The sequence below is a fragment of the Microcella alkalica genome, assembly GCF_014137945.1.
Classification (GTDB): domain Bacteria; phylum Actinomycetota; class Actinomycetes; order Actinomycetales; family Microbacteriaceae; genus Microcella; species Microcella alkalica.
This window is the reverse complement of sequence record NZ_JACGWX010000001.1, coordinates 573,835-593,366: the sequence shown is the minus strand read 5'-3', so window position 1 is coordinate 593,366 and position 19,532 is coordinate 573,835. Positions and strand designations below refer to the sequence as shown.

Annotated in this window: 18 protein-coding genes and 1 other RNA gene; 10 read left to right on the top strand and 9 right to left on the bottom strand. The window is 70.9% G+C overall.

From position 1 onward, the window contains the following. Nucleotides 1–53 precede the first annotated feature (53 nt). Nucleotides 54–761 carry a DUF4191 domain-containing protein gene (locus FHX53_RS02830; protein WP_182489816.1) on the top strand — a complete coding sequence of 236 codons (708 nt, stop codon included), beginning with the start codon at nucleotides 54–56 and terminating at the stop codon, nucleotides 759–761. A 32-nt stretch (nucleotides 762–793) separates the two neighbouring features. On the opposite strand, the gene FHX53_RS02825 is transcribed toward FHX53_RS02830, so the two are convergent. Beyond that, nucleotides 794–1,198 (bottom strand): RDD family protein, encoded by a 405-nt coding sequence (locus tag FHX53_RS02825; RefSeq protein ID WP_343050766.1) that lies wholly within the window; start codon nucleotides 1,196–1,198, stop codon nucleotides 794–796. A gap of 99 nt (nucleotides 1,199–1,297) precedes the next feature. Between FHX53_RS02825 and lipB the strand changes: the two genes are divergently transcribed. The 3 genes from lipB to glnA all read left to right on the top strand — a co-directional run bounded on the left by lipB (nucleotide 1,298) and on the right by glnA (nucleotide 4,540). Next, entirely contained in the window at nucleotides 1,298–1,963 is a 666-nt protein-coding gene (gene lipB / locus FHX53_RS02820) for a lipoyl(octanoyl) transferase LipB (protein WP_182489814.1), read from the top strand. Beyond that, nucleotides 1,960–2,976 carry a lipoyl synthase gene (lipA, locus tag FHX53_RS02815; RefSeq protein ID WP_182489813.1) on the top strand — a complete coding sequence of 339 codons (1,017 nt, stop codon included), beginning with the start codon at nucleotides 1,960–1,962 and terminating at the stop codon, nucleotides 2,974–2,976. Before lipB ends, lipA begins: the two co-directional genes overlap by 4 nt. A 139-nt stretch (nucleotides 2,977–3,115) precedes the next feature. Further along, entirely contained in the window at nucleotides 3,116–4,540 is a 1,425-nt protein-coding gene (gene glnA, locus FHX53_RS02810) for a type I glutamate--ammonia ligase (protein ID WP_182489812.1), read from the top strand. A gap of 93 nt (nucleotides 4,541–4,633) precedes the next feature. Here glnA and FHX53_RS02805 read toward each other — a convergent pair whose 3' ends face one another. Together FHX53_RS02805 and FHX53_RS02800 are read right to left on the bottom strand one after the other, a co-directional pair. After that, on the bottom strand, nucleotides 4,634–7,552 hold the full coding sequence (locus FHX53_RS02805; RefSeq protein WP_182489811.1) for a bifunctional [glutamine synthetase] adenylyltransferase/[glutamine synthetase]-adenylyl-L-tyrosine phosphorylase: 2,919 nt from the start codon (nucleotides 7,550–7,552) through the stop codon (nucleotides 4,634–4,636). Between the two features lie 30 nt (nucleotides 7,553–7,582). Further along, complete coding sequence (locus tag FHX53_RS02800; RefSeq protein ID WP_182489810.1) at nucleotides 7,583–8,920, bottom strand: glutamine synthetase family protein; 1,338 nt, start codon at nucleotides 8,918–8,920, stop codon at nucleotides 7,583–7,585. 56 nt (nucleotides 8,921–8,976) lie between these two features. Between FHX53_RS02800 and FHX53_RS02795 the strand changes: the two genes are divergently transcribed. Next, nucleotides 8,977–10,707, top strand: coding sequence for an NAD+ synthase (locus FHX53_RS02795; RefSeq protein WP_182489809.1), 1,731 nt, complete (start codon nucleotides 8,977–8,979; stop codon nucleotides 10,705–10,707). 38 nt (nucleotides 10,708–10,745) lie between these two features. Then, nucleotides 10,746–11,597, top strand: coding sequence for a 3-methyl-2-oxobutanoate hydroxymethyltransferase (panB, locus tag FHX53_RS02790; protein ID WP_182489808.1), 852 nt, complete (start codon nucleotides 10,746–10,748; stop codon nucleotides 11,595–11,597). A 19-nt stretch (nucleotides 11,598–11,616) separates the two neighbouring features. On the opposite strand, the gene FHX53_RS02785 is transcribed toward panB, so the two are convergent. Further along, on the bottom strand, nucleotides 11,617–11,802 hold the full coding sequence (locus FHX53_RS02785) for a methionine aminopeptidase (protein WP_182489807.1): 186 nt from the start codon (nucleotides 11,800–11,802) through the stop codon (nucleotides 11,617–11,619). A gap of 33 nt (nucleotides 11,803–11,835) precedes the next feature. On the opposite strand from FHX53_RS02785, the gene map reads away from it, so the two are divergent. Both map and ppgK read left to right on the top strand, forming a co-directional pair. Continuing rightward, on the top strand, nucleotides 11,836–12,702 hold the full coding sequence (gene map / locus FHX53_RS02780) for a type I methionyl aminopeptidase (protein WP_182489806.1): 867 nt from the start codon (nucleotides 11,836–11,838) through the stop codon (nucleotides 12,700–12,702). Between the two features lie 34 nt (nucleotides 12,703–12,736). Then, entirely contained in the window at nucleotides 12,737–13,489 is a 753-nt protein-coding gene (gene ppgK / locus FHX53_RS02775; RefSeq protein ID WP_182489805.1) for a polyphosphate--glucose phosphotransferase, read from the top strand. Here ppgK and FHX53_RS02770 read toward each other — a convergent pair. After that, nucleotides 13,486–14,589: a fatty acid desaturase family protein gene (locus FHX53_RS02770; RefSeq protein WP_182489804.1), complete on the bottom strand. Its 1,104-nt coding sequence runs from the start codon at nucleotides 14,587–14,589 to the stop codon at nucleotides 13,486–13,488. The two genes, ppgK and FHX53_RS02770, sit on opposite strands and share 4 nt — an antisense overlap. Nucleotides 14,590–14,781: 192 nt before the next feature. Between FHX53_RS02770 and FHX53_RS02765 the strand changes: the two genes are divergently transcribed. Further along, the gene (locus tag FHX53_RS02765; RefSeq protein WP_182489803.1) at nucleotides 14,782–15,510 is read left to right on the top strand and encodes a VIT1/CCC1 transporter family protein; all 729 of its coding nucleotides are present in this window, start codon (nucleotides 14,782–14,784) and stop codon (nucleotides 15,508–15,510) included. Between the two features lie 110 nt (nucleotides 15,511–15,620). Next, nucleotides 15,621–17,087, top strand: a complete 1,467-nt coding sequence (locus tag FHX53_RS02760; protein ID WP_182489802.1) for an SDR family NAD(P)-dependent oxidoreductase — start codon at nucleotides 15,621–15,623, stop codon at nucleotides 17,085–17,087. Nucleotides 17,088–17,095: 8 nt separating this feature from the next. On the opposite strand, the gene rnpB is transcribed toward FHX53_RS02760, so the two are convergent. From rnpB to FHX53_RS02740, 4 genes are all read right to left on the bottom strand, one after another. After that, nucleotides 17,096–17,479, bottom strand: an RNA gene (gene rnpB, locus FHX53_RS02755) — RNase P RNA component class A. 24 nt (nucleotides 17,480–17,503) lie between these two features. After that, a complete protein-coding gene (locus tag FHX53_RS02750) occupies nucleotides 17,504–17,929 on the bottom strand; it encodes a reverse transcriptase-like protein (protein ID WP_182489801.1) in 426 nt (141 codons plus the stop codon). Then, the gene (locus FHX53_RS02745; RefSeq protein WP_182489800.1) at nucleotides 17,926–18,666 is read right to left on the bottom strand and encodes a zinc ribbon domain-containing protein; all 741 of its coding nucleotides are present in this window, start codon (nucleotides 18,664–18,666) and stop codon (nucleotides 17,926–17,928) included. Before FHX53_RS02745 ends, FHX53_RS02750 begins: the two co-directional genes overlap by 4 nt. Further along, nucleotides 18,666–19,523 (bottom strand): Nif3-like dinuclear metal center hexameric protein, encoded by an 858-nt coding sequence (locus FHX53_RS02740; RefSeq protein ID WP_182489799.1) that lies wholly within the window; start codon nucleotides 19,521–19,523, stop codon nucleotides 18,666–18,668. Before FHX53_RS02740 ends, FHX53_RS02745 begins: the two co-directional genes overlap by 1 nt. Nucleotides 19,524–19,532 lie beyond the last annotated feature (9 nt).

Genomic DNA, 19,532 nt, shown 5'->3' with positions numbered 1-19,532 from the left:
GCGACCTCGGACACCGGCGGGGGACGACGCGCGACGGGCCCTATTCTGGAACCATGGCCCGCCCCACCGCACCCAAGCCCGCCAAGGAACCCGGTCGCATGAAGCAGCTGTGGCAGGTGTTCCGGATGACGATCAGGAACGACCGCGCCGCGCTCTGGATGATGCTCGCCGGGCTCCTACTGCCGCTCGCCGCCGGCATCGTGCTCGCGATCACGCTGTCGGGCGACAACATCATCGGCATCGTGCTGTATGTCATCACCGGCGTCCTGGGCGGCATCCTCGGTTTCCTCATCGTGCTCGGCCGCCGCGCCGAGCGGGTCGCCTACCGGCAGATCGCCGGGCAGCCCGGTGCCGTCGGCGCCGTGCTGAAGAGCTCGCTGCGCCGGGCGTGGCAGGCGAGCGAGATGCCCGTCGCCGTCACGAAGTCGCAGGACGCCGTCTACCGCGCGGTGGGCAAGCCGGGCGTCGTCCTCATCGGCGAGGGGCCGCAGTCGCGGACCCGCCGGATGCTCGAGGAGGAGCGCCGCAACGTCGCGCGCATCATCCCCAACGTCCCCATCCATCTGCTGCACGTCGGCCCCGACGCCGAGAGCATCCCGCTCGAGCGCCTGCCGAAGACCCTGAACCGCCTCAAGAAGGCGATCAGCAAGGCGGAGGTGTACGCGGTGAACAACCGGCTGGTCTCCCTCAGCCGCACCAGCAGCCTGCCCATCCCGAAGGGGATCGACCCGACGAAGGTGCGCGCGCCGAAGCCTCGCTGACGCGCCGCCCCCGCGGCGAGGGTCGCTCCTCGTCAGCGGCGCAGAAGGATCGTGCGAACCGCGCGATCGTGCAGACCGCGCTGGTCGTTGTCCACGATGAGCGCGGGGATCACGAGCCCGAGCAGCAGAGACCGCACTATGGGCCTCCAGACTCCCAGCCGGCCCCCCTCGATGCGCTGCAGGCGCAACCCGAGGAGCAGGTGCCCGATGCTCGCGTTGACGAGCACGAGCGGCAGGATCTGCAGCGCGACGAAGAGCCCCTGGAGGACGAGCGCGTCGTAGTCGAAGAACGCGACGGCGATCAGGACCGCGAGTCCCCAGTCGATCGCGACTGCGGCGAGGCGGCGGCCGTAGCGGGCGATCGAGCGCGGCCCGGACTCGGGGAGACCGAGGTGCTGGCCGGGCCACTGCGGGAAGGCGGGCGGGGTCTCGGGCACGGCTCCGATCCTAGGCGGGGTGCGGCTGGGCGAACACGCACAGCCGGCGCGGAGCATCCGTTCGTCTGACAGCAGGTGACGGCGGCGTACACTGGCGACGTGATCGACTACGTCGACACGGGGCTAAGCGCCAACTCCGTGCCGTATCTGTCGGTTCTCGAGCAGCAGCGTGCTCTGCACGCCGCCGTCGTCGAGGGCCGGGCGCCCGATTCCGTCCTCCTGCTCGAGCACGAGAGCGTGTACACCGCCGGCAAGCGCACCGAGCCGCACGAGCGGCCCGTCGACGGCTCCCCCGTCATCGACGTCGACCGCGGCGGCAAGATCACCTGGCACGGCCCCGGCCAGCTCGTCGGGTATCCGATCATCCGCCTCGCCGAGCCGGTCGACGTCGTCGCCTACGTGCGCGCCCTCGAGGGGATGCTCATCGCCGTCCTCGAGGACCTGGGCGTCGTCGGCGCCGAGCGCGTCGCCGGCCGATCCGGAGTCTGGCTGCGCGGCACCGACAAGATCGCGGCGATCGGAATCCGCGTCGCGAGCGCCGTGACGATGCACGGATTCGCGCTCAACTGCTCCAACGGCTTCGAGGCCTACGAGCGCATCGTCGCGTGCGGTCTCGCCGACGCGAACGTCACGAGCGTCTCCCGCGAACTCGGTCGTACCGTCACCCCGGCGGACGTCGCCCCCCTCATCCAGCGGCGCTTCGGGCCGCTCGTCCACGCGCGCGTCGGCGTGCCCGCCCTCCAGGACCAAGGAGTCCCCGCATGACCGCCCTCGACGCGACCACAAGCCCCACCCACCCCGGCGAGGGCCGCAAGATGCTGCGCCTCGAGGTGCGCAACGCGCAGACCCCGATCGAGAAGAAGCCGGAGTGGATCAAGACGCGGGCGAAGATGGGCCCGGAGTACACCGAGCTGCGCGCCCTCGTCGGAGAGAAGCAGCTCCACACGGTGTGCCAGGAGGCGGGCTGCCCCAACATCTACGAGTGCTGGGAGGACCGCGAGGCCACCTTCCTCATCGGCGGCAGCCAGTGCACCCGCCGTTGCGACTTCTGCCAGATCGACACCGGCAAGCCCGCCGACTACGACCGCGACGAGCCGCGACGCGTCGCCGAGAGCGTGCGCGAGATGAACCTCCGCTACGCGACCGTCACGGGCGTCGCGCGCGACGACCTGCCCGATGAGGGCGCATGGCTGCATGCAGAGACGGTCCGGATGATCCACGAGCTAAACCCCGGCACGGGCGTGGAGATCCTCGCGACCGACTTCAGCGGCAACCCGGAGCTGCTGCGCGTCGTGTTCGAGTCGCGGCCCGAGGTCTTCGCGCACAACGTCGAAACGGTGCCGCGCATCTTCAAGCGCATCCGACCGGCCTTCCGGTACGACCGCTCGCTCGATGTCATCACGCAGGCGCGCGACTTCGGCCTCATCACCAAGTCGAACCTCATCCTCGGCATGGGCGAGACGCGCGAGGAGGTCAGCCAGGCGTTGCGCGACCTGCACCACGCGGGCACCGACATCGTCACGATCACGCAGTACCTGCGCCCGACGCCGCGCCACCACCCCATCGACCGCTGGGTGAAGCCGCAGGAGTTCGTCGAGATCAAGGCCGAGGCGGATGAGATCGGATTCCTCGGCGTCCTCGCCGGGCCGCTCGTGCGCTCGAGCTACCGGGCCGGGCGCCTGTGGGCGCAGTCGATGGTCGCGAAGGGACGCGAGATCCCGGATGCTCTGCGCGGGCTCGCGGAGCCGAGCGCGGGCTTCGCGCAGGCCGTCGGCTGAGCATCCTGGCCCGACCGGCGCGCCCCGAAGGCGCGTAACATCCCCGAAACAATCGGGACACCGCGGGGAAATGCCCGCCCCGTAACGTCATCCTCGGTTGCGCTCGCAGCCGACCGGTACCTACCCAGGAGACCATCACATGTTCAGTGATTCTTCCGAGGTCCTGAAGTTCATCAAGGACACGGACGTCAAGTTCCTCGACATCCGCTTCACCGACCTCCCCGGCGTGCAGCAGCACTTCAACATCCCTGCTGCCAGCGTCGACGAGGACTTCTTCACCGTCGGGCAGCTGTTCGATGGCTCGTCCATCCGCGGCTTCCAGTCGATCCACGAGTCGGACCTGCAGCTCATCCCCGACGTGTCGACGGCGTACGTCGACCCCTTCCGGGCCGAGCGCACGCTCATCATGGTCTTCGACATCTACAACCCCCGCAACGGCGAGATCTACGGCCGCGACCCGCGCCAGGTGGCCCAGAAGGCCGAGAAGTTCCTCGCCTCGACCGGCATCGCCGACACCGCGTTCTTCGCCCCCGAGGCCGAGTTCTACATCTTCGACGACGTGCGCTACGAGGTGAAGCAGAACAAGAGCTTCTACGAGGTCGACTCGAGCGAGGCCGCCTGGAACTCCGGCCGCGTCGAGGAGGGCGGCAACCTCGCCAACAAGACCCCGTACAAGGGCGGCTACTTCCCCGTCTCCCCCGTCGACCAGCACGCCGACATGCGCGACGACATCGTCGTCAAGCTCATGGAGGCGGGCCTCGAGGTCGAGCGCAGCCACCACGAGGTAGGCACCGCGGGCCAGGGCGAGATCAACTACAAGTTCGACACGATGGTCTCGGCCGCGGACGACATCCTGAAGTTCAAGTACATCGTCAAGAACACTGCCTCCGAGTGGGGCAAGGTCGCGACCTTCATGCCGAAGCCGCTCATGGGCGACAACGGCTCGGGCATGCACACCCACCAGTCGCTCTGGAACGACGGCAAGCCGCTGTTCTACGACGAGGCCGGCTACGGCGGCCTGTCGGACACCGCGCGCTGGTACATCGGCGGGCTGCTCAAGCACGCCCCCGCAGTCATGGCGTTCACGAACCCCTCGGTCAACTCGTACCGCCGTCTGATCCCCGGCTTCGAGGCGCCCGTCAACCTCGTGTACTCGGCGGGCAACCGCTCGGCCGCGATCCGCATCCCGATCACGGGCACGAACCCGAAGGCCAAGCGCATCGAGTTCCGCGCCCCCGACGCGGCGAGCAACCCGTACCTCGCGTTCGCCGCGCAGATGATGGCCGGCATCGACGGCATCATCAACAAGATCGAGCCGCACGAGCCCGTCGACAAGGACCTCTACGAGCTCCCGCCCGAGGAGGCCAAGACGATCCCGCAGGCTCCCGCCTCGCTCGAGGCGGCGCTCACGGCGCTCGAGGCCGACCACGACTTCCTGCTCGCGGGCGGCGTGTTCACGAAGGACCTCATCGAGACCTGGATCGACTACAAGCGCGAGAAGGAGCTCCTCCCCTTCGCGCAGCGCCCGCACCCGTTCGAGTACGAGCTGTACTTCTCGGTCTAGTCGCTCCTGCACCACCCGCAACACAGCGTCCGAGGGCCGCATCCGCATCGCGCGGGTGCGGCCCTCGTGGCGTTCGCGGCGCCGTCCCGACGATCAGGCGGTCGGCGGCGCGGCGTAGAAGCCGCGCTCGAACACCTGGCGGGCGAGGCGCGTCGTGCGCAGGTAGTCCTCCTCGAGTGGCGCGGCTCCGCCGGGACCGTACCCCATGAGACGCGCGACGCCGTCGAGCTGACGCCGATCGGTCGGCAGGACGTCGGCGGTTTTCGCCGTCCACAGCGTCATCGCCGAGCGGGCCCGGGAGGCGATGATCCATGCGTCGCGCAGTCGGTCCGCGTCGCGCTGCGGGATGAGACCGGCCTCCACCCCTGCCGCGAGAGCACCGAGCGTCGAGGTCGTGCGAAGGCCGGGCGTCGCGGCCGCGTGCTGGAGCTGCACGAGCTGGACGAACCACTCGACATCGCTGAGCGATCCGCGGCCGAGCTTGAGGTGGCGCGCGGGGTCGGCTGCCTGCGGAAGCCGCTCCGACTCGACGCGGGCCTTGATGCGGCGCACCTCACGGGCATCCGCCTCGCTGAAGGAGGCCGGGTACCGCACCGTGTCGGCGAGCTCCGTGAACGCGGTGGAGAGCCCCTCGTCGCCGGCGACGACCTCCGCCCGCAGGAGGGCCTGGGCCTCCCAGGCGAGCGACCAGCGCTCGTAGTACGCGCGGTACGAGTCGAGCGAGCGCACGATCACGCCGTTGCGTCCCTCGGGACGCAGGCCGGCGTCGAGGTCGAACGGCAGGCGGATGTCCTCCGTCAGGCGGACGAGATCGCGCACGACCTGCTCGGCGCGCTTCTGCGCGTCCTCCCCCGCGCCCGCGTCGCGGTAGACGTACATGACGTCGGCGTCGGACCCGAAGCCCAGCTCGCGCCCGCCGTAGCGGCCCATGCCGACGATCGCGAACTCGATGCCGTCGCCGTAGCGGTGCGCGAGCGACAGCGCTCCGGTCAGGAGGGTCGTCGTGATGTCGCTCAGCGCGACCCCGAGCTCCTCGACGGTGATGACGTCGAGGATGCCCGCGAGGGCCGTGCGAAGGATCTCCCTGCGGCGCGCGGTGCGAAGCGCCTTCGCCGCGCCCTCGACGTCGTCGGCGTGACGAGCGAGCGTCGCCCGCATCTCGTCCAGGAGGGCCTCGAGCGGACGAGGGCGCAGCTCCTCCTCGTTCTCGAGCCACGCGGCACCCTCCGGGATGCGCTCGAAGAGCCCGCCCACGTAGCGCGAGGCCGCAAGCACGTTCGTGAGCCGCTGGGCGGCGCCGCTCGAGTCGCGCAGCATCCGCAGGAACCAGTACGCCTCGCCGAGGTCGTCGCTCAGGCGGCGGAAGGCGAGCAGGCCGTAGTCGGGGTCGGCGCCGTCGGCGAGCCACTTCAGGATGACCGGGAGGAGCGTGCGCTGGATCTGCGCGCTGCGCGAGACGCCGGTCGTGAGCGCGGCGATGTGGTGCAGAGCGCCGCGCGGGTCGACGAAGCCGATCGCGCGCAGGCGCGCCTCGGCCTGCTCGCTCGTGAGAGCGAAGCCCTCCTCGGGAAGCGCGGCGACCGCCGACAGGAGCGGCCGGTAGAAGAGCCGCTCATGCAGCGAGCGCACCGCGAGCCTCGTTCGCTGCCACCGCACAGTGAGCTCCTCGGCGGTCGCGAGGAAGCCCGTCGCGCGGGCGAGGACGCGCAGCTTCTCGGGTTCGCGCGGCATGAGGTGCGTGCGCCGCAGGCCGTCGAGCTGCAGTCGGTGCTCGATGACGCGCAGCAGGCGGTAGTCGCTCGAGAACTCGGCGGCCTCCGCGCGACCGATGTAGCCGCGCTCGGCGAGAGCCGCGAGCGCATCGATCGTCGACCGCTCGCGCACCGAGTCGTCGAGGTGCCCGTGCACGAGCTGCAGCAGCTGGATCGTGAACTCGACGTCGCGCAGACCGCCAGGGCCGAGCTTGAGCTGCACATCGACCTCATCGGCGGGGATGTGCGCGGTCACGCGCTCTCGCATCGCCTGCACCGACTCCACGAAGCCCTCGCGCTGCGAGCTCTGCCAGACGAGTGGCGACACGACCCCGAGGTACTCCTCGCCGAGCTCCGCGTCCCCCGCGATCGGGCGGGCTTTGAGGAGCGCCTGGAACTCCCAGTTCTTGGCCCAGCGCCCGTAGTAGGCGCGGTGCGAGTCGAGCGAGCGGACGAGCGCGCCGTCCTTGCCCTCGGGCCGCAGGTTCGCGTCGACCTCCCACAGCGGCGGCTCGATCGCCGGCTCCTGGATGCCCCGGGCCGTCCCCTGCGCGAGTCGCGTCGCGATCTCCACGGCCCGCGAGGTCTCCAGGCCGGAGGAGCCCTCCGCGACGTAGATGACGTCGACGTCGCTGAGGTAGTTGAGCTCGCTCGCCCCGCACTTGCCCATGCCGATGATCGCGAGCCGCGTGCGCGCGACGTCATCGGCGGGGAAGGCGATCTCGCGCCGAGCGACGTCGAGGGCCGCGTCGAGAACCGCGCCCGCGAGGTCGGCGAGGGCCGCGCCGACGCGCGGCATCGCCGAGAGGGGGTCGGGGTGCTCGAGATCCCACACCGCGAGGCGCAGCAGGTGGTGCCGGTAGCGGACGCGCAGGGCCACGACCGCGGCGTCGCCGGCGTGCGGGACGACCGCTGCGCGCAGGTCATCGCGGTACCCGAGGGCCGTCAGGGGCTCGGGCAGCGGATCGCGCAGCGCGCTCAGCTGGCCGGGACGGCGGCGGAGGAAGTCGAACAACCCGTCGCTCGCGCCGAGCGCGCGGATCAGGCGCCTCGCCCAGTCGGCGTCGCCGAGAGCGGCGGCCACGGCATCCCCGTGCTGCTCGTGCAGGCGTCGCAGCGACCGCAGCGCGCGGTCGGGGTCGGCGGCGAGCCCGAAGGCCTCGAGGTGCTCCTCGTAGCCGTCGAGGCCGTCGCGCGCCTCGCTCAGCTCGGTGAACCCGAGCCGGGCGATGGCCGAGAGCGTCAGCGGTGAGCGCGTCATGGGGTGCGGGAGCGCGGAGCGCGCGGTGAGCTAGAGGATCTCGAGGTTGCTCTTGAGCTCGTACGGCGTGACCTGCTCGCGGTACTCCTTCCACTCCGCGCGCTTGTTCAGCAGCACGTAGTTGAAGACCTGTTCGCCCAGCGTCTCGGCGACGAGCTCGCTGTTCTCCATGAGGCTGAGCGCGCGGTCGAGGCTCGCCGGCAGCGGCTGGTAGCCCAGTGCGCGGCGCTCGGCCTCGGTGAGCGCCCACACGGTGTTCTCTGCCTCAGGCGGGAGCTCGTAGCCCTCCTCGATGCCCTTGAGCCCCGCGGCGAGCAGCAGCGAGTAGGCGAGGTACGGGTTCGCAGCCGAGTCGACGCCGCGGTACTCGATGCGCGCGCTCTGCCCCTTGCCGGGCTTGTAGAGCGGCACGCGGACGAGCGCCGAGCGGTTGTTGTGGCCCCACGTGACGTAGCTCGGGGCCTCGTCGCCGCTCCACAGCCGCTTGTACGAGTTGACGAACTGGTTGGTCACCGCGGTGATCTCGGGCGCGTGCGTGAGGATGCCCGCGACGAACTGGCGGCCGATCTGCGAGAGCTGGTACTGGCCGGCCGGGTCGAAGAATGCGTTGGAGTCGCCCTCGAAGAGCGACAGGTGCGTGTGCATGCCCGAGCCGGGGTGCTTCGCGAGGGGCTTGGGCATGAACGTCGCGTAGACGCCCTGCTCGATCGCGACCTCCTTGATGACCGTGCGGAAGGTCATGATGTTGTCGGCCGTCGTGAGCGCGTCGGCGTAGCGCAGGTCGATCTCGTTCTGGCCGGGGCCCGCCTCGTGGTGGCTGAACTCGACCGAGATGCCCAGGTCCTCCAGCATGCGCACCGCGCGGCGGCGGAAGTCGTGCGCCGTGCCGCCGGGCACGTTGTCGAAGTAGCCGGCCGAGTCGACGGGCTCGGGGCCCTCGGGCCCGTACTTGCTGCTCTTGAGCAGGTAGAACTCGATCTCGGGGTGCGTGTAGAAGGTGAAGCCGCGGTCGGCGGCCTTCGCGAGCGCGCGCTTGAGCACGTGCCGCGGGTCGGCGGCGGCGGGCTGACCGTCGGGCGTCGTGATGTCGCAGAACATGCGCGCGGTCGGGTCGACCTCGCCGCGCCACGGGAGGATCTGGAACGTCGTCGGGTCGGGGTGCGCGAGCACGTCGGCCTCGAAGGCGCGCGTGAAGCCCTCGATCGCCGAGCCGTCGAATCCGAGGCCCTCGGCGAACGCGCCCTCTACCTCGGCGGGAGCGATCGCGACCATCTTGAGGGTGCCCACGACGTCGGTGAACCACAGCCGGACGAACTTCACGCCGCGCTCCTCGATCGTGCGGAGAACGAAGTCGCGCTGCTTGTCCATGGGGCCCTTCCTCGACGGCGGATGGGCCACCAGGACCCAGCGTTAGGCTACCGGCTATGCCCCGTCTCCGCTTGGCACTCGGCCAGTCCAACCCCGTCGTCGGGGACCTCCGGGGCAATGCCGAGCAGGTGCTCGCAGCGGCCCGCGAGGCTCATGCCGCGGGCGCCGATCTGCTCGCGATGGGCGAGATGGCGCTCACCGGCTACCCCATCGAGGACCTCGCCTCGCGGCCCTCCTTCCTCGCCGCCGCGACGCGCGCCGCACACGAGCTCGCGGCCCGACTCGGGGCCGAAGGGCTCGGAGAGCTCGTCGTCATCGTCGGCCACCCCGACGGCCCGCACCCGCCGCGCGAGCTCGGCACCTCGAACGCTCCGACGGCGATCGCGCAGAACGTCGTGAGCGTCCTCCACCGCGGCGGCATCGTCGCCCGCTACGCCAAGCACCACCTGCCCAACTACTCGGTGTTCGACGAGTACCGCGTGTTCATCCCGGGGGACGAGCTGCTCGTGCTGCGCATCCGCGACGTCGACGTCGCGCTCATCGTCTGCGAGGACCTCTGGCGCGACGGCGGCCCCGTCGGCCGCGTGCTCAAGGCCGACGCGGGCCTCCTCGTCGTCATCAACGCCTCGCCCTTCGAGCGCGATAAGGACGAGGTGCGCCTGCCGCTCGTCACGCGTCGCGCGGTCGAGACCGACACCGTCGTCGCCTACGTCAACATCGTCGGCGGGCAGGACGACCTCGTGTTCGACGGCGACAGCGTCGTCGTCGACGGCGACGGCGTCATCCTCGCCCGCGCGCCCCAGTTCGCCGAGCACCTGCTCGTCGTCGACGTGGATGCCGCGGCCGCGACCGACACGCCCCTCCCGCCCGCGGTCGCCCGCGTCGCGATCGCGACCGCCGACTCCGCGAAGCCCGAGCTACCCCGCGACGTGGCCGAGCTGCCCGACGACCGCGAGCAGATCTGGAACGCGCTCGTGCTCGGCGTGCGCGACTACGTCGGCAAGAACGGGTTCCGCACGGTGATCCTCGGGCTCTCCGGCGGCATCGACTCGGCGGTGTGCACCGCGATCGCCGTCGACGCGCTCGGGGCCGACGCCGTGCACGGCGTGAGCATGCCGAGCCGCTGGAGCAGCGACCACAGCCGATCCGACGCCGACGAGCTCGCCGATCGGCTGGGGCTGCACTACTCGGTCGAGCCCATCGCCGACCTCGTGGCGCCGGTCGAGACCCAGCTCGCGCTCGACGGCATCGCCGCCGAGAACCTGCAGGCGCGCATCCGGGCCATCATTCTCATGGGGCTGTCGAACATGCACGGCCACCTCGTGCTCACGACCGGCAACAAGACCGAGCTCGCCGTCGGGTACTCGACGATCTACGGCGACTCGGTCGGCGGATTCGCGCCCATCAAGGACGTCCCGAAGACGCTCGTCTGGGAGCTCGCGCGCTGGCGGAACGAGCACGCCGTCGCACGGGGCGAGACCCCGCCGATCCCCGAGAACTCGATCGCGAAGCCGCCGAGCGCCGAGCTGCGCCCCGACCAGGTCGACCAGGACACCCTGCCGCCGTACGAGCTGCTCGACGCCGTCCTCGAGGCGTACATCACGCGTCACCTCGGCAAGGACGACATCGTCGGCCTCGGGTACGACCACGACATCGTGCACCGCATCACCGGGCTCGTCGATCGCGCCGAGTGGAAGCGGCGCCAGGGCGCGATCGGGCCGAAGATCTCGGGGATGGCGTTCGGTCGCGACCGGCGCCTGCCGATCACCTACCGCCCGACCGAGTAGTCGGCCCCGGCCGATCGCTCGGGTCTAGGGTGGAACGCATGGCTGAGCAGGCACTCAAGCGCGTCCGCACCCGTCACTTCGCTCGAGCGAAAGAGCAGGGCATCAAGATCACCGGCCTCACGTCGTACGACGTGCTCACGGCCCAGATCTTCGACGAGGCGGGCATCGACTTCCTCCTCGTCGGCGACTCTGCCGGCAACACGGTGCTCGGCTACGACACGACGCTGCCGGTCACGGTCGACGACCTCATCCCGCTCACGCGCGGCGTCGTCCACGGCGTCAAGCGCGCGCTCGTCGTCGCCGACATGCCCTTCGGCTCGTACGAGACCGGGCCCGACGAGGCGCTGCACACGGCGTTCCGCTTCATGAAGGAGACGGGCGCCCACGCCGTCAAGCTCGAGGGCGGGGTGCGCTCGGCCGAGCAGATCCGTCGCATCGTCGCCGCGGGCATCCCCGTCATGGGTCACATCGGCTTCACCCCGCAGAGCGAGCACGGCCTCGGCGGTCACGTCATCCAGGGCCGCGGCGAGTCCGCCGACGCGCTGCTCGCCGACGCGAAGGCCGTCGAGGAGGCGGGCGCCTTCGCGGTCGTGCTCGAGATGGTGCCAGCGGAGGCCGCGCGCCGCGTCACCGAGGCCCTGAGCATCCCCACGATCTCGGTCGGCGGGGGCCCGCACTGCGACGGCCAGCTCGTCGTCTGGACCGACTGGGCCGGGCTCTCGAGCGGGCGCATCCCGAAGTTCGTCAAGCAGTACGCCGACCTGCGCAGTGTCCTCATGGATGCCGCGCTCGCCTACCGCGCGGACGTCGAGTCGGGCGCGTACCCCGACGCCGATCACTCCTACGAGGACGACACGGCAGAGCAGGCGCTGCAGGAGCGCGCCAACTAGCGAACGCTCGCCGCGGACGCTACTTCTCTGCGGCGTCCTCCGCAGCCCACGCGCGGGCCCGCTCGCGGGCGATCTCGGGGGCGCGCTCGGCCTCCTCGCGGCTCGCGTAGGGCCCGTCGCGGTCGGAGCCCAGAGACTGCGGCCCTTCCTCCACCTCGCCCGTCCTGTGGTTGTACCACCACTGCTGCTCGCGGTCGTCGGCCATGAGGCTCTCCTCTCGCTCGGTAGACTCGACCCTATGCCTCGCGACGCGTCCGGACACCTCATTGCCGGGCGGCTCTCACCGCAGCGTCAGGTTCCGGCGGGCATCCCGCGCCCCGAGTACGTCGGGAAGGCCGCGCCCGCCGCGCACGTCGGCGGCGACGTGTACGACGCGGAGACGATCGAGCTGATCCGCCGCTCCGGGCGCATCGCCGCGCAGGCCGTCGAGGCCGTCGGCGCCGCCATCCGACCGGGTGTCACGACCGACGAGCTCGACCGCATCGCGCACGAGTTCCTCCTCGACCACGGCGCCTACCCCTCGACCCTCGGCTACCGCGGCTTCCCGAAGTCGTGCTGCACGAGCGTCAACGAGGTCATCTGCCACGGGATCCCCGACGACACCGTCATCGTCGACGGCGACATCGTCAACATCGACATCACGGCGTTCAGGAACGGGGTCCACGGCGACCTCAACAAGACCTTCATCGCCGGCACCCCGAGCGAGGATGCCCGGCTCCTCGTCGAGAGGACGCAGGAAGCCCTCAACCGCGGCATCAAGGCGGTCGCGCCGGGACGGCAGATCAACGTGATCGGCCGTGCGATCGAGGCGTACGCGAAGCGCTTCGACTACGGCGTCGTGCGCGACTTCACGGGGCACGGCGTCGGCCGCTCCTTCCACAGCGGGCTCATCGTGCCGCACTACGACGCGGCCCCCGATCACTCGACCGTCATGGAGCCCGGGATGGTGTTCACGATCGAGCCCATGCTCACGCTCGGCACGATCGAGTGGGATCTCTGGCCCGACGACTGGACCGTCACGACGAAGGACCGCGCGCTCAGCGCGCAGTTCGAGCACACGCTCGTCGTCACCGAGCGCGGCGCGGAGATCCTCACACTGCCGTGAGGCCGACCGACCGACCGAAGGAAGGACACCCGATATGACGATCGCCGTCGGCATCGACATCGGAGGCACGGGCATCAAGGGGGCCCTCGTCGATCTCGGCTCAGGCGAGCTGCGCAGCGAGCGCGTCAAGCGCGCCACGCCCGCGGGCGGCGCGCCCGCGGCGATCGTGGAGACGGCGGCCGACATCCTCGCCGAGCTGGATGCTCCTGCCGGCGCCCCCGTCGGCGTCTGCTTCCCCGCGATCGTGCTCGCCGGCCGCACGATGTCGGCCGCGAACGTCTCCGATGAGTGGATCGGCCTGGAGGCGGAGTCGCTCTTCGAGGCCGGGCTCGGTCGCGACATCCACTTCGTGAACGATGCGGACGCCGCGGGCGTCGCCGAGGCGCGTTACGGCGCGGCCGCCGGCCAGGGAGGGCTGGTGATCATGACGACGCTCGGCACGGGGATCGGCAGCGCCTTCCTCTTCGACGGGGCGCTCATCCCAAACAGCGAGCTCGGCCATCTCGAGCTCGACGGCGCCGATGTCGAGTCGTGGGCGTCCAACGTCGTGCGCGAGCGCGAGGAGCTGTCGTTCGAGGACTGGGCGGAACGGCTCCAGCGCTTCTACGCGCACGTGGAGTTCCTGTTCTCCCCCGAGCTGCTGGTCGTCGGCGGCGGCGTCTCGAAGCACCACGATCAGTTCCTGCCGCTGCTGAGACTGCGCACGCCGATCGTTCCGGCGGTGCTGCGCAACAACGCGGGCATCCTGGGGGCGGCGGCGCTCGCCCATCGCCCCGAGTCGACCTAGGTGCGGCGGAAGCGGTTGACCATCGGGCAGTCGAACGGGTCGCGTGCCTGCAGGCCGACCTCGTTGAGGTAGCGGATCACGATGCGGTACGACTCGCCGACGCCGGCCTCGGTATAGGGGATCCCGAGGTCTCGGGCGTACTCCCGCGTGATCTCGCGCGCCTTCGCGAGCGAGGGGCGCGGCATGTTCGGGAAGAGGTGGTGCTCGACCTGGTGGTTGAGCCCGCCGAACAGGGCCGTCGACCACCAGCCGCCCTTGATGTTGCGCGACGTGATGATCTGACGGCTGAGGAAGTCGAGCTTCGAGTCGTGCGGGAGGATGGGCATCCCCTTGTGGTTGGGTGCGAAGGAGGCGCCCATGTACACGCCGAAGACGGCCATCTGCACGCCGATGAAGGCGAAGGCCATGCCAACCGGCAGCGCCCAGAAGATCACGGCGACGTAGAGGCCGAGGCGGAGCCCGATGAGGGTGAGCTCGAGCGCACGACCCTCGATCTTGCCCTTCTCGAAGAGGCTCATGATCGAGCGGATGTGGAGGTTGATGCCCTCGAGCGTGAGCAGGGGGAAGAACAACCAGCCCTGACGGCGCGTGATGAACGCGAGCGGGCCGCGGACCTCGGCCGCATCGGACTCCGTGAATCGGATCGTGTCCGGTGCGATGTCGGGGTCGGCACCGACCTGGTTGGGCTTGGAGTGGTGACGCGAGTGCTTGTGCATCCACCAGTGGTAGCTGATGCCGACGACGCCGGCCGCGAGCCACCGGCCGGCCCGATCGTTGGCCTTGCCCGACTCGAAGACCTGTCGGTGAGAGGCCTCGTGGGTCACGAAGGCGATCTGCGTGAGGATGATGCCGAGCGCGGCCGCGATGAGCAGCTGGTACCAGGAGTCGCCGAGGAGGAAGAAGCCGGTGATCGCGCCGCCGAGGGCGACGACGAGAGCGGCGAAGACCGCGAAGTAGAAGCCGCGGCGGCGGCGCAGGAGGCCGGCGTCGCGCACCGTACGCATGAGCGCCGAGTAAGTGCTCGTGGGGTGCGGAGCAGCCGGGTCGCGCGGCGTCGTCGGACGCACTGCACCGAGCGTGGAGAGGGTGGTGGAGGTCATGGGGCCTTCCGGAATCGAGTCGCCGACTTCCCAGTCGCCATGTTCACCCGGGCTCACCCGGTGGATGCATTCCACACTACGACGCGACCCATGCAGGGCGGGGAATACGCGTCGGGGGTCGACGCGCTCCCTGGGAGTGTGCATAGCCTCGCCTTCGTTGAGCGCGGCGGTCGCGAGTGCTTGACTGCCGGCATGGACGACTCCCCCGTGCTCGACCCCCACCGGGATGAGCCGCACGATCGCGGCGAGTTCGCCGACCGTGTCAACCGGATCAGGGCCGGGGTGCTCGGAGCCAACGACGGGATCGTCTCGGTGGCGGCTGTCGTCGTCGGCGTCGCCGGAGCGACCTCGGACGCGCAGACGATCCTCGCTGCAGGCCTCGCCGCCGTGATCGGAGGCGCCATCTCGATGGCGCTCGGCGAGTACGTCTCCGTCTCGAGCGCGCGCGACAGCCAGCACGCCCTCATCGAGAAGGAGAAGCGCGAGCTGCAGGAGCAGCCCGAGCAGGAATTGGCGGAGCTCGCGGCCATCTACCGCTCGAAGGGCCTGAGCGGGGCGACGGCGCTCCGCGTCGCGGAGGAGCTGACCGAGCACGACGCGCTCGGCGCGCACCTCGAGGCGGAGCTGCACATCGACGAGCACGAGGTGCTGAAGCCGTGGCAGGCTGCACGGGCGTCCGGCTTCGCCTTCCTCCTGGGCGCCGTGCTCCCGATGCTCGCGATCCTCCTGCCGCCCGCCGAGCTGCGGATCCCCGTCACCTTCGTCGCCGTGCTCATCGCGCTCGGCGTCACGGGCGCCGCCGGCGCTCGGCTGGGAGACAGCGACTGGGTGCGCCCCACGGTCCGTGTGCTCGTCGGCGGAGCGCTCGCTCTCGCGGTCACCTTCGCCGCCGGCGCGTTGCTCGGCGCGACGATCCTGTAGCGGGCGCTGTCGACCTAACCTGAGCAGTTCCTATGCGCTTCCGGAATCGCTGAATCCCGGGCGTGGCGGATGCGGTCGAGCCGCGCCCCGGTCGGCGGGTACGATTCCGTGTGCCCACCCTCGCCGCCACGCCGACGCGCATCGACCCCGACGACCTCGCCGCCACTCTGCGAGTGCTCCAATCGCTCCATGGACTCGACGAGGACGACCCCGACTTCGTCGCCGTCCGCCGGGCGACCGCCCACATGATCCGGGCGGTCAAGGTGCGCCGTCGCGTCGACAAGCGCACCGAGATCGCCGAGGCCGACCGCGCGGTCATCGCCGCGACCGCGACGGGCTCGCCCGATCGCATCGACGACGAGACCCGTGGCGTCGACATCAGCTCAGCGACCGATGCTCCATTCGCCGGCGAGCTCGCGCGAGCGCAGGCCTGCTACGTCTGCAAGCAGCCGTACACGCTCGTCGACGCTTTCTACCACCAGCTCTGCCCCGAGTGCGCGCGCGCGAACCACGCGAAGCGCGACGCGCGCGCCGACCTCACCGGGCGTCGCGCGCTGCTCACCGGCGGCCGCGCGAAGATCGGCATGTACATCGCGCTGCGCCTGCTGCGCGACGGCGCCCACACGACGATCACGACACGCTTCCCGCGCGACGCCATGCGTCGGTTCTCGGCGCTGCCCGACTCCGCGGACTGGATCGGCCGCCTCCGCATCGTCGGAATCGATCTGCGCGACCCCGCCCAGGTGATCGGGCTCGCGGAGTCGGTCGCCGACCAGGGGCCCCTCGACATCCTCATCAACAACGCCGCCCAGACCGTCCGCCGCTCCCCCGGCGCGTACCAGCCGCTCATCGAGGCCGAGCTCGCGCCCCTGCCGGAGGGGCCGCTCCCGGAGCTCGTGACGTTCGGCCACACGATGGATCCCCACCCGCTCTCCCTCGCCGAGTCGGTCGGCGCCCACCCGATCCTGTCGGCGGCCGCCGCGAAGGCCGAGCGACTCACCCAGGCAGCGATGACCGCGGGAAGCGCATCCCTCGCCAAGCACCGCGACGGCACGGCGATCGACGCGGGCGGCCTCGTGCCCGACCTGCACGACGTCAACAGCTGGACGCAGGCTGTCGGAGCGGTCGAGCCGCTCGAGATGCTCGAGGTCCAGCTCGCGAACTCCGTGGCGCCGTTCATCCTCGTCGACCGGCTACGTCCGTCGATGGCGGCGTCGCCGTTCCCCCGTCGCTACGTCGTCAACGTCTCGGCGATGGAGGGCGTGTTCGGCCGCGGCTACAAGGGCCCGGGCCACCCGCACACCAACATGGCGAAGGCCGCGATGAACATGCTCACGCGCACGAGCGCGCGCGAGATGTTCGAGACCGACGGCATCCTCATGACGAGCGTCGACACGGGGTGGATCACCGACGAGCGGCCGCACGCCACGAAGCTGCGCCTCGCCGAGGAGGGCTTCCACGCGCCGCTCGACCTCGTCGACGGCGCCGCGCGCGTGTACGACCCGATCGTGCGCGGCGAGTCGGGCGAGGACCTCTTCGGCGTCTTCCTGAAGGACTACCGGCCTTCTCAGTGGTGAGAGCGAGGCAAGTGGGCCGGCCGATACGCCGGGTTCTGTTCCCGGGCTTGCGCCCGATCGACGGCCATCTCTCTCGACGTGACGTTGCCGGCACGTTCTAGCGGTCTACCCGACACCTCAGCGAGCCGCCTCGACGGTGTCTGTCTGACCTTGCTCCGGGCGAGGTTTACCCAGCGAGCCCGATCACTCGGGCCCCTGGTGGTCTCTTACACCACCGTTTCACCCTTACCCCCGGCCGAGGCCGGTGGCGGTCTGCTCTCTGTTGCACTTTCTCGCGGATTGCTCCGGGTGGGTGTTACCCACCGCCCTGCTCTGCGGAGCCCGGACGTTCCTCGGCGGAGCCGTTCCCCCTCGAGGGGGCGTGTCTCCGACGCGACCGTCTGGCCGACCCACTTGCGTCCCCCAGGCTAACGCTCTCAGCGCGAGAAGGATGCCCGGGAGTCCATTGCATCGTTCGCGCACTTGTCGGCGCGCGAGTTCTGCAGTCGCGGCACCCACTCGAAGCGGACGGGCGTGCCCGTGAGCGCCTGGCGGGCCTCGGCGGCGAGCTCGGCCATCGCCGGGTGCTTGATCTTCCAGCGGCCCATCATCTGCTCGACGACGAGCTTGGAGTCCATGCGGATCGTGAGAGCGGCATCCGGGTCGATCTCGAGCGCGCGCCGGACGCCCGCGAGCATCCCCGAGTACTCGGCCACGTTGTTCGTCGCCGTGCCCACCCACACACCGACCTCGGCGATGACCTCGCCCGTGGACGGGTCGATGACGACGGCGCCGCCCGCGGCCGGTCCCGGGTTGCCGCGCGAGCCGCCGTCGGCCTCGATGAGCAGTTCGCGAGCCGTCACAGGCCGGACTCCGCCGTGCGGACGAGGATCGCGTTGGAATCGGGGCAGAGGATGACCTCGTCGGGCGAGGCGCGGCGCACCATCTCGAGGTCGGAGCCCGTGAGCGTCACGCCGCTCGCGCTCGAGACCCGCGCGCGCAGGTGCGAGGCACCGGTGCCGTAGCGCTCGCGCTGCTTCTCGTAGAGGGCGACGAGGTCGGCCGGCAGTTCGGCGACCAGAGCCGAGCGCTGCGCGTCGAGGTCGGCGCGCTCGCGGTCGATCTCGGCGAGAGCGGCGGCGAGGGCCTCCTCGGCGACCGTGCGGCGGGCGGTGTGCGCCTCGAGCGTCTCGCGGGCGCCGGTCGCGGCGCGCTCGAGCAGCTCGATGCGCTCCATGATGGCGAGCTCGATCTCCTCGAGATCGCCGAGGCGAGTGCGCAGCGAGGCGAGCTCGTGCTCGAGACCTTGGATGTCCTTCACGGACGAGCTCGACTGCAGGCGCTCGGCGTCGCGGGCGATGCGCTTCTCGACGAGCTCGACGTCGGACTCCGCGCGGCCGAGCTCGAGCCGGGCGTCCTCGAGGTGGCCGCTCGTCTCGACGACCGCGGCCTTGATGCGCTCTGCGTCCTCCTGCAGGGCCGTGACGGCGGCGCACTCGGGCAGGGTGCGCGAGCGGTGCGCGAGCTGATGGAGGGCGGTGTCGAGCTTCTGCAGGTCGAGCAGTCGCGCCTGGGTCTCGGAGCTGGCGGTGAGTGCCATCAGGGGTGCCTCTCTCGCGCCGGGGTCTCCGGCGATTCGTGGACGATCAGGAAGCTCCAGGGGTCGGTTCGGCGGTCGCTCACGACGACCTCGAGACCGGGGAGGGCGGCGCGCAGCTCGTCGGCCGCCGTCGCGAGCCAGAGCGACTCGCTGGCCCAGTGCGAGACGTCGACGAGGGCGGGCCCGCCGGCGACGAGCGCCGACTCGACCGCCTCGCTCGCTGGGTGGTGCCGCAGGTCGGCCGTGACGTAGACATCGGCCTCGCGCACGAGCCGGGCGCCGAGCAGCGAGTCGCCCGCACCGCCGCACACGGCGACCGTGCGCACGATGCGGTCGGGATCGCCCGCGACGCGGACTCCCCCGACCGTCGCAGGCAGGATGCTCGCGACGCGCCGCGCGAAGGCCTCGAGCGTCATCGGCTCGGCCAGTCGGCCCGCGCGGCCGAGGCCGCGCTCGGAGTGCTCGCTCGACGGCGCGATGGGACGCGAACCCGCCACCTGGAGGAGCTCGGCGAGCCGCGCGCTCGTGCCCGACTCGACGACGTCGGCGTTAGTGTGCGCGGCGTACAGGGCGCAGCCGCCGCGGATGAGCCGTGACAGCAGCGCGCCCTTCGCCGTCGACTCGGCCACCGTCGTGACGCCGCGCATGAGCAGCGGGTGGTGGACGAGGAGCAGCTGCGCATCGCGCTCGACGGCCTCGTCGACGGTCGTGGCCACCGCGTCGACGGCGAGCAGCACGCGCTCGACGGGCGCGAGCGGGTCGCCGCTAACGAGGCCAGGGGCATCCCACTCCTCCGCGCCCCGCAGGGGCCAGAGCCGCTCCGCCGCGGAGACGACATCGGCGACGGTTCGGAGCATGCCCCCAGT

What these genes read in the sequence shown, in the direction of transcription:
- FHX53_RS02830 (WP_182489816.1), top strand. Translation starts at nt 54, where the DNA reads ATGGCCCGCCCCACCGCACCCAAGCCCGCCAAGGAACCCGGTCGCATG.
- lipA (WP_182489813.1), top strand. Translation starts at nt 1,960, where the DNA reads ATGACCGCCCTCGACGCGACCACAAGCCCCACCCACCCCGGCGAGGGC.
- glnA (WP_182489812.1), top strand. Translation starts at nt 3,116, where the DNA reads ATGTTCAGTGATTCTTCCGAGGTCCTGAAGTTCATCAAGGACACGGAC.
- FHX53_RS02805 (WP_182489811.1), bottom strand. Translation starts at nt 7,552, where the DNA reads ATGACGCGCTCACCGCTGACGCTCTCGGCCATCGCCCGGCTCGGGTTC.
- FHX53_RS02800 (WP_182489810.1), bottom strand. Translation starts at nt 8,920, where the DNA reads ATGGACAAGCAGCGCGACTTCGTTCTCCGCACGATCGAGGAGCGCGGC.
- FHX53_RS02795 (WP_182489809.1), top strand. Translation starts at nt 8,977, where the DNA reads ATGCCCCGTCTCCGCTTGGCACTCGGCCAGTCCAACCCCGTCGTCGGG.
- panB (WP_182489808.1), top strand. Translation starts at nt 10,746, where the DNA reads ATGGCTGAGCAGGCACTCAAGCGCGTCCGCACCCGTCACTTCGCTCGA.
- FHX53_RS02785 (WP_182489807.1), bottom strand. Translation starts at nt 11,802, where the DNA reads ATGGCCGACGACCGCGAGCAGCAGTGGTGGTACAACCACAGGACGGGC.
- map (WP_182489806.1), top strand. Translation starts at nt 11,836, where the DNA reads ATGCCTCGCGACGCGTCCGGACACCTCATTGCCGGGCGGCTCTCACCG.
- ppgK (WP_182489805.1), top strand. Translation starts at nt 12,737, where the DNA reads ATGACGATCGCCGTCGGCATCGACATCGGAGGCACGGGCATCAAGGGG.
- FHX53_RS02770 (WP_182489804.1), bottom strand. Translation starts at nt 14,589, where the DNA reads ATGACCTCCACCACCCTCTCCACGCTCGGTGCAGTGCGTCCGACGACG.
- FHX53_RS02765 (WP_182489803.1), top strand. Translation starts at nt 14,782, where the DNA reads ATGGACGACTCCCCCGTGCTCGACCCCCACCGGGATGAGCCGCACGAT.
- FHX53_RS02745 (WP_182489800.1), bottom strand. Translation starts at nt 18,666, where the DNA reads ATGGCACTCACCGCCAGCTCCGAGACCCAGGCGCGACTGCTCGACCTG.
- FHX53_RS02740 (WP_182489799.1), bottom strand. Translation starts at nt 19,523, where the DNA reads ATGCTCCGAACCGTCGCCGATGTCGTCTCCGCGGCGGAGCGGCTCTGG.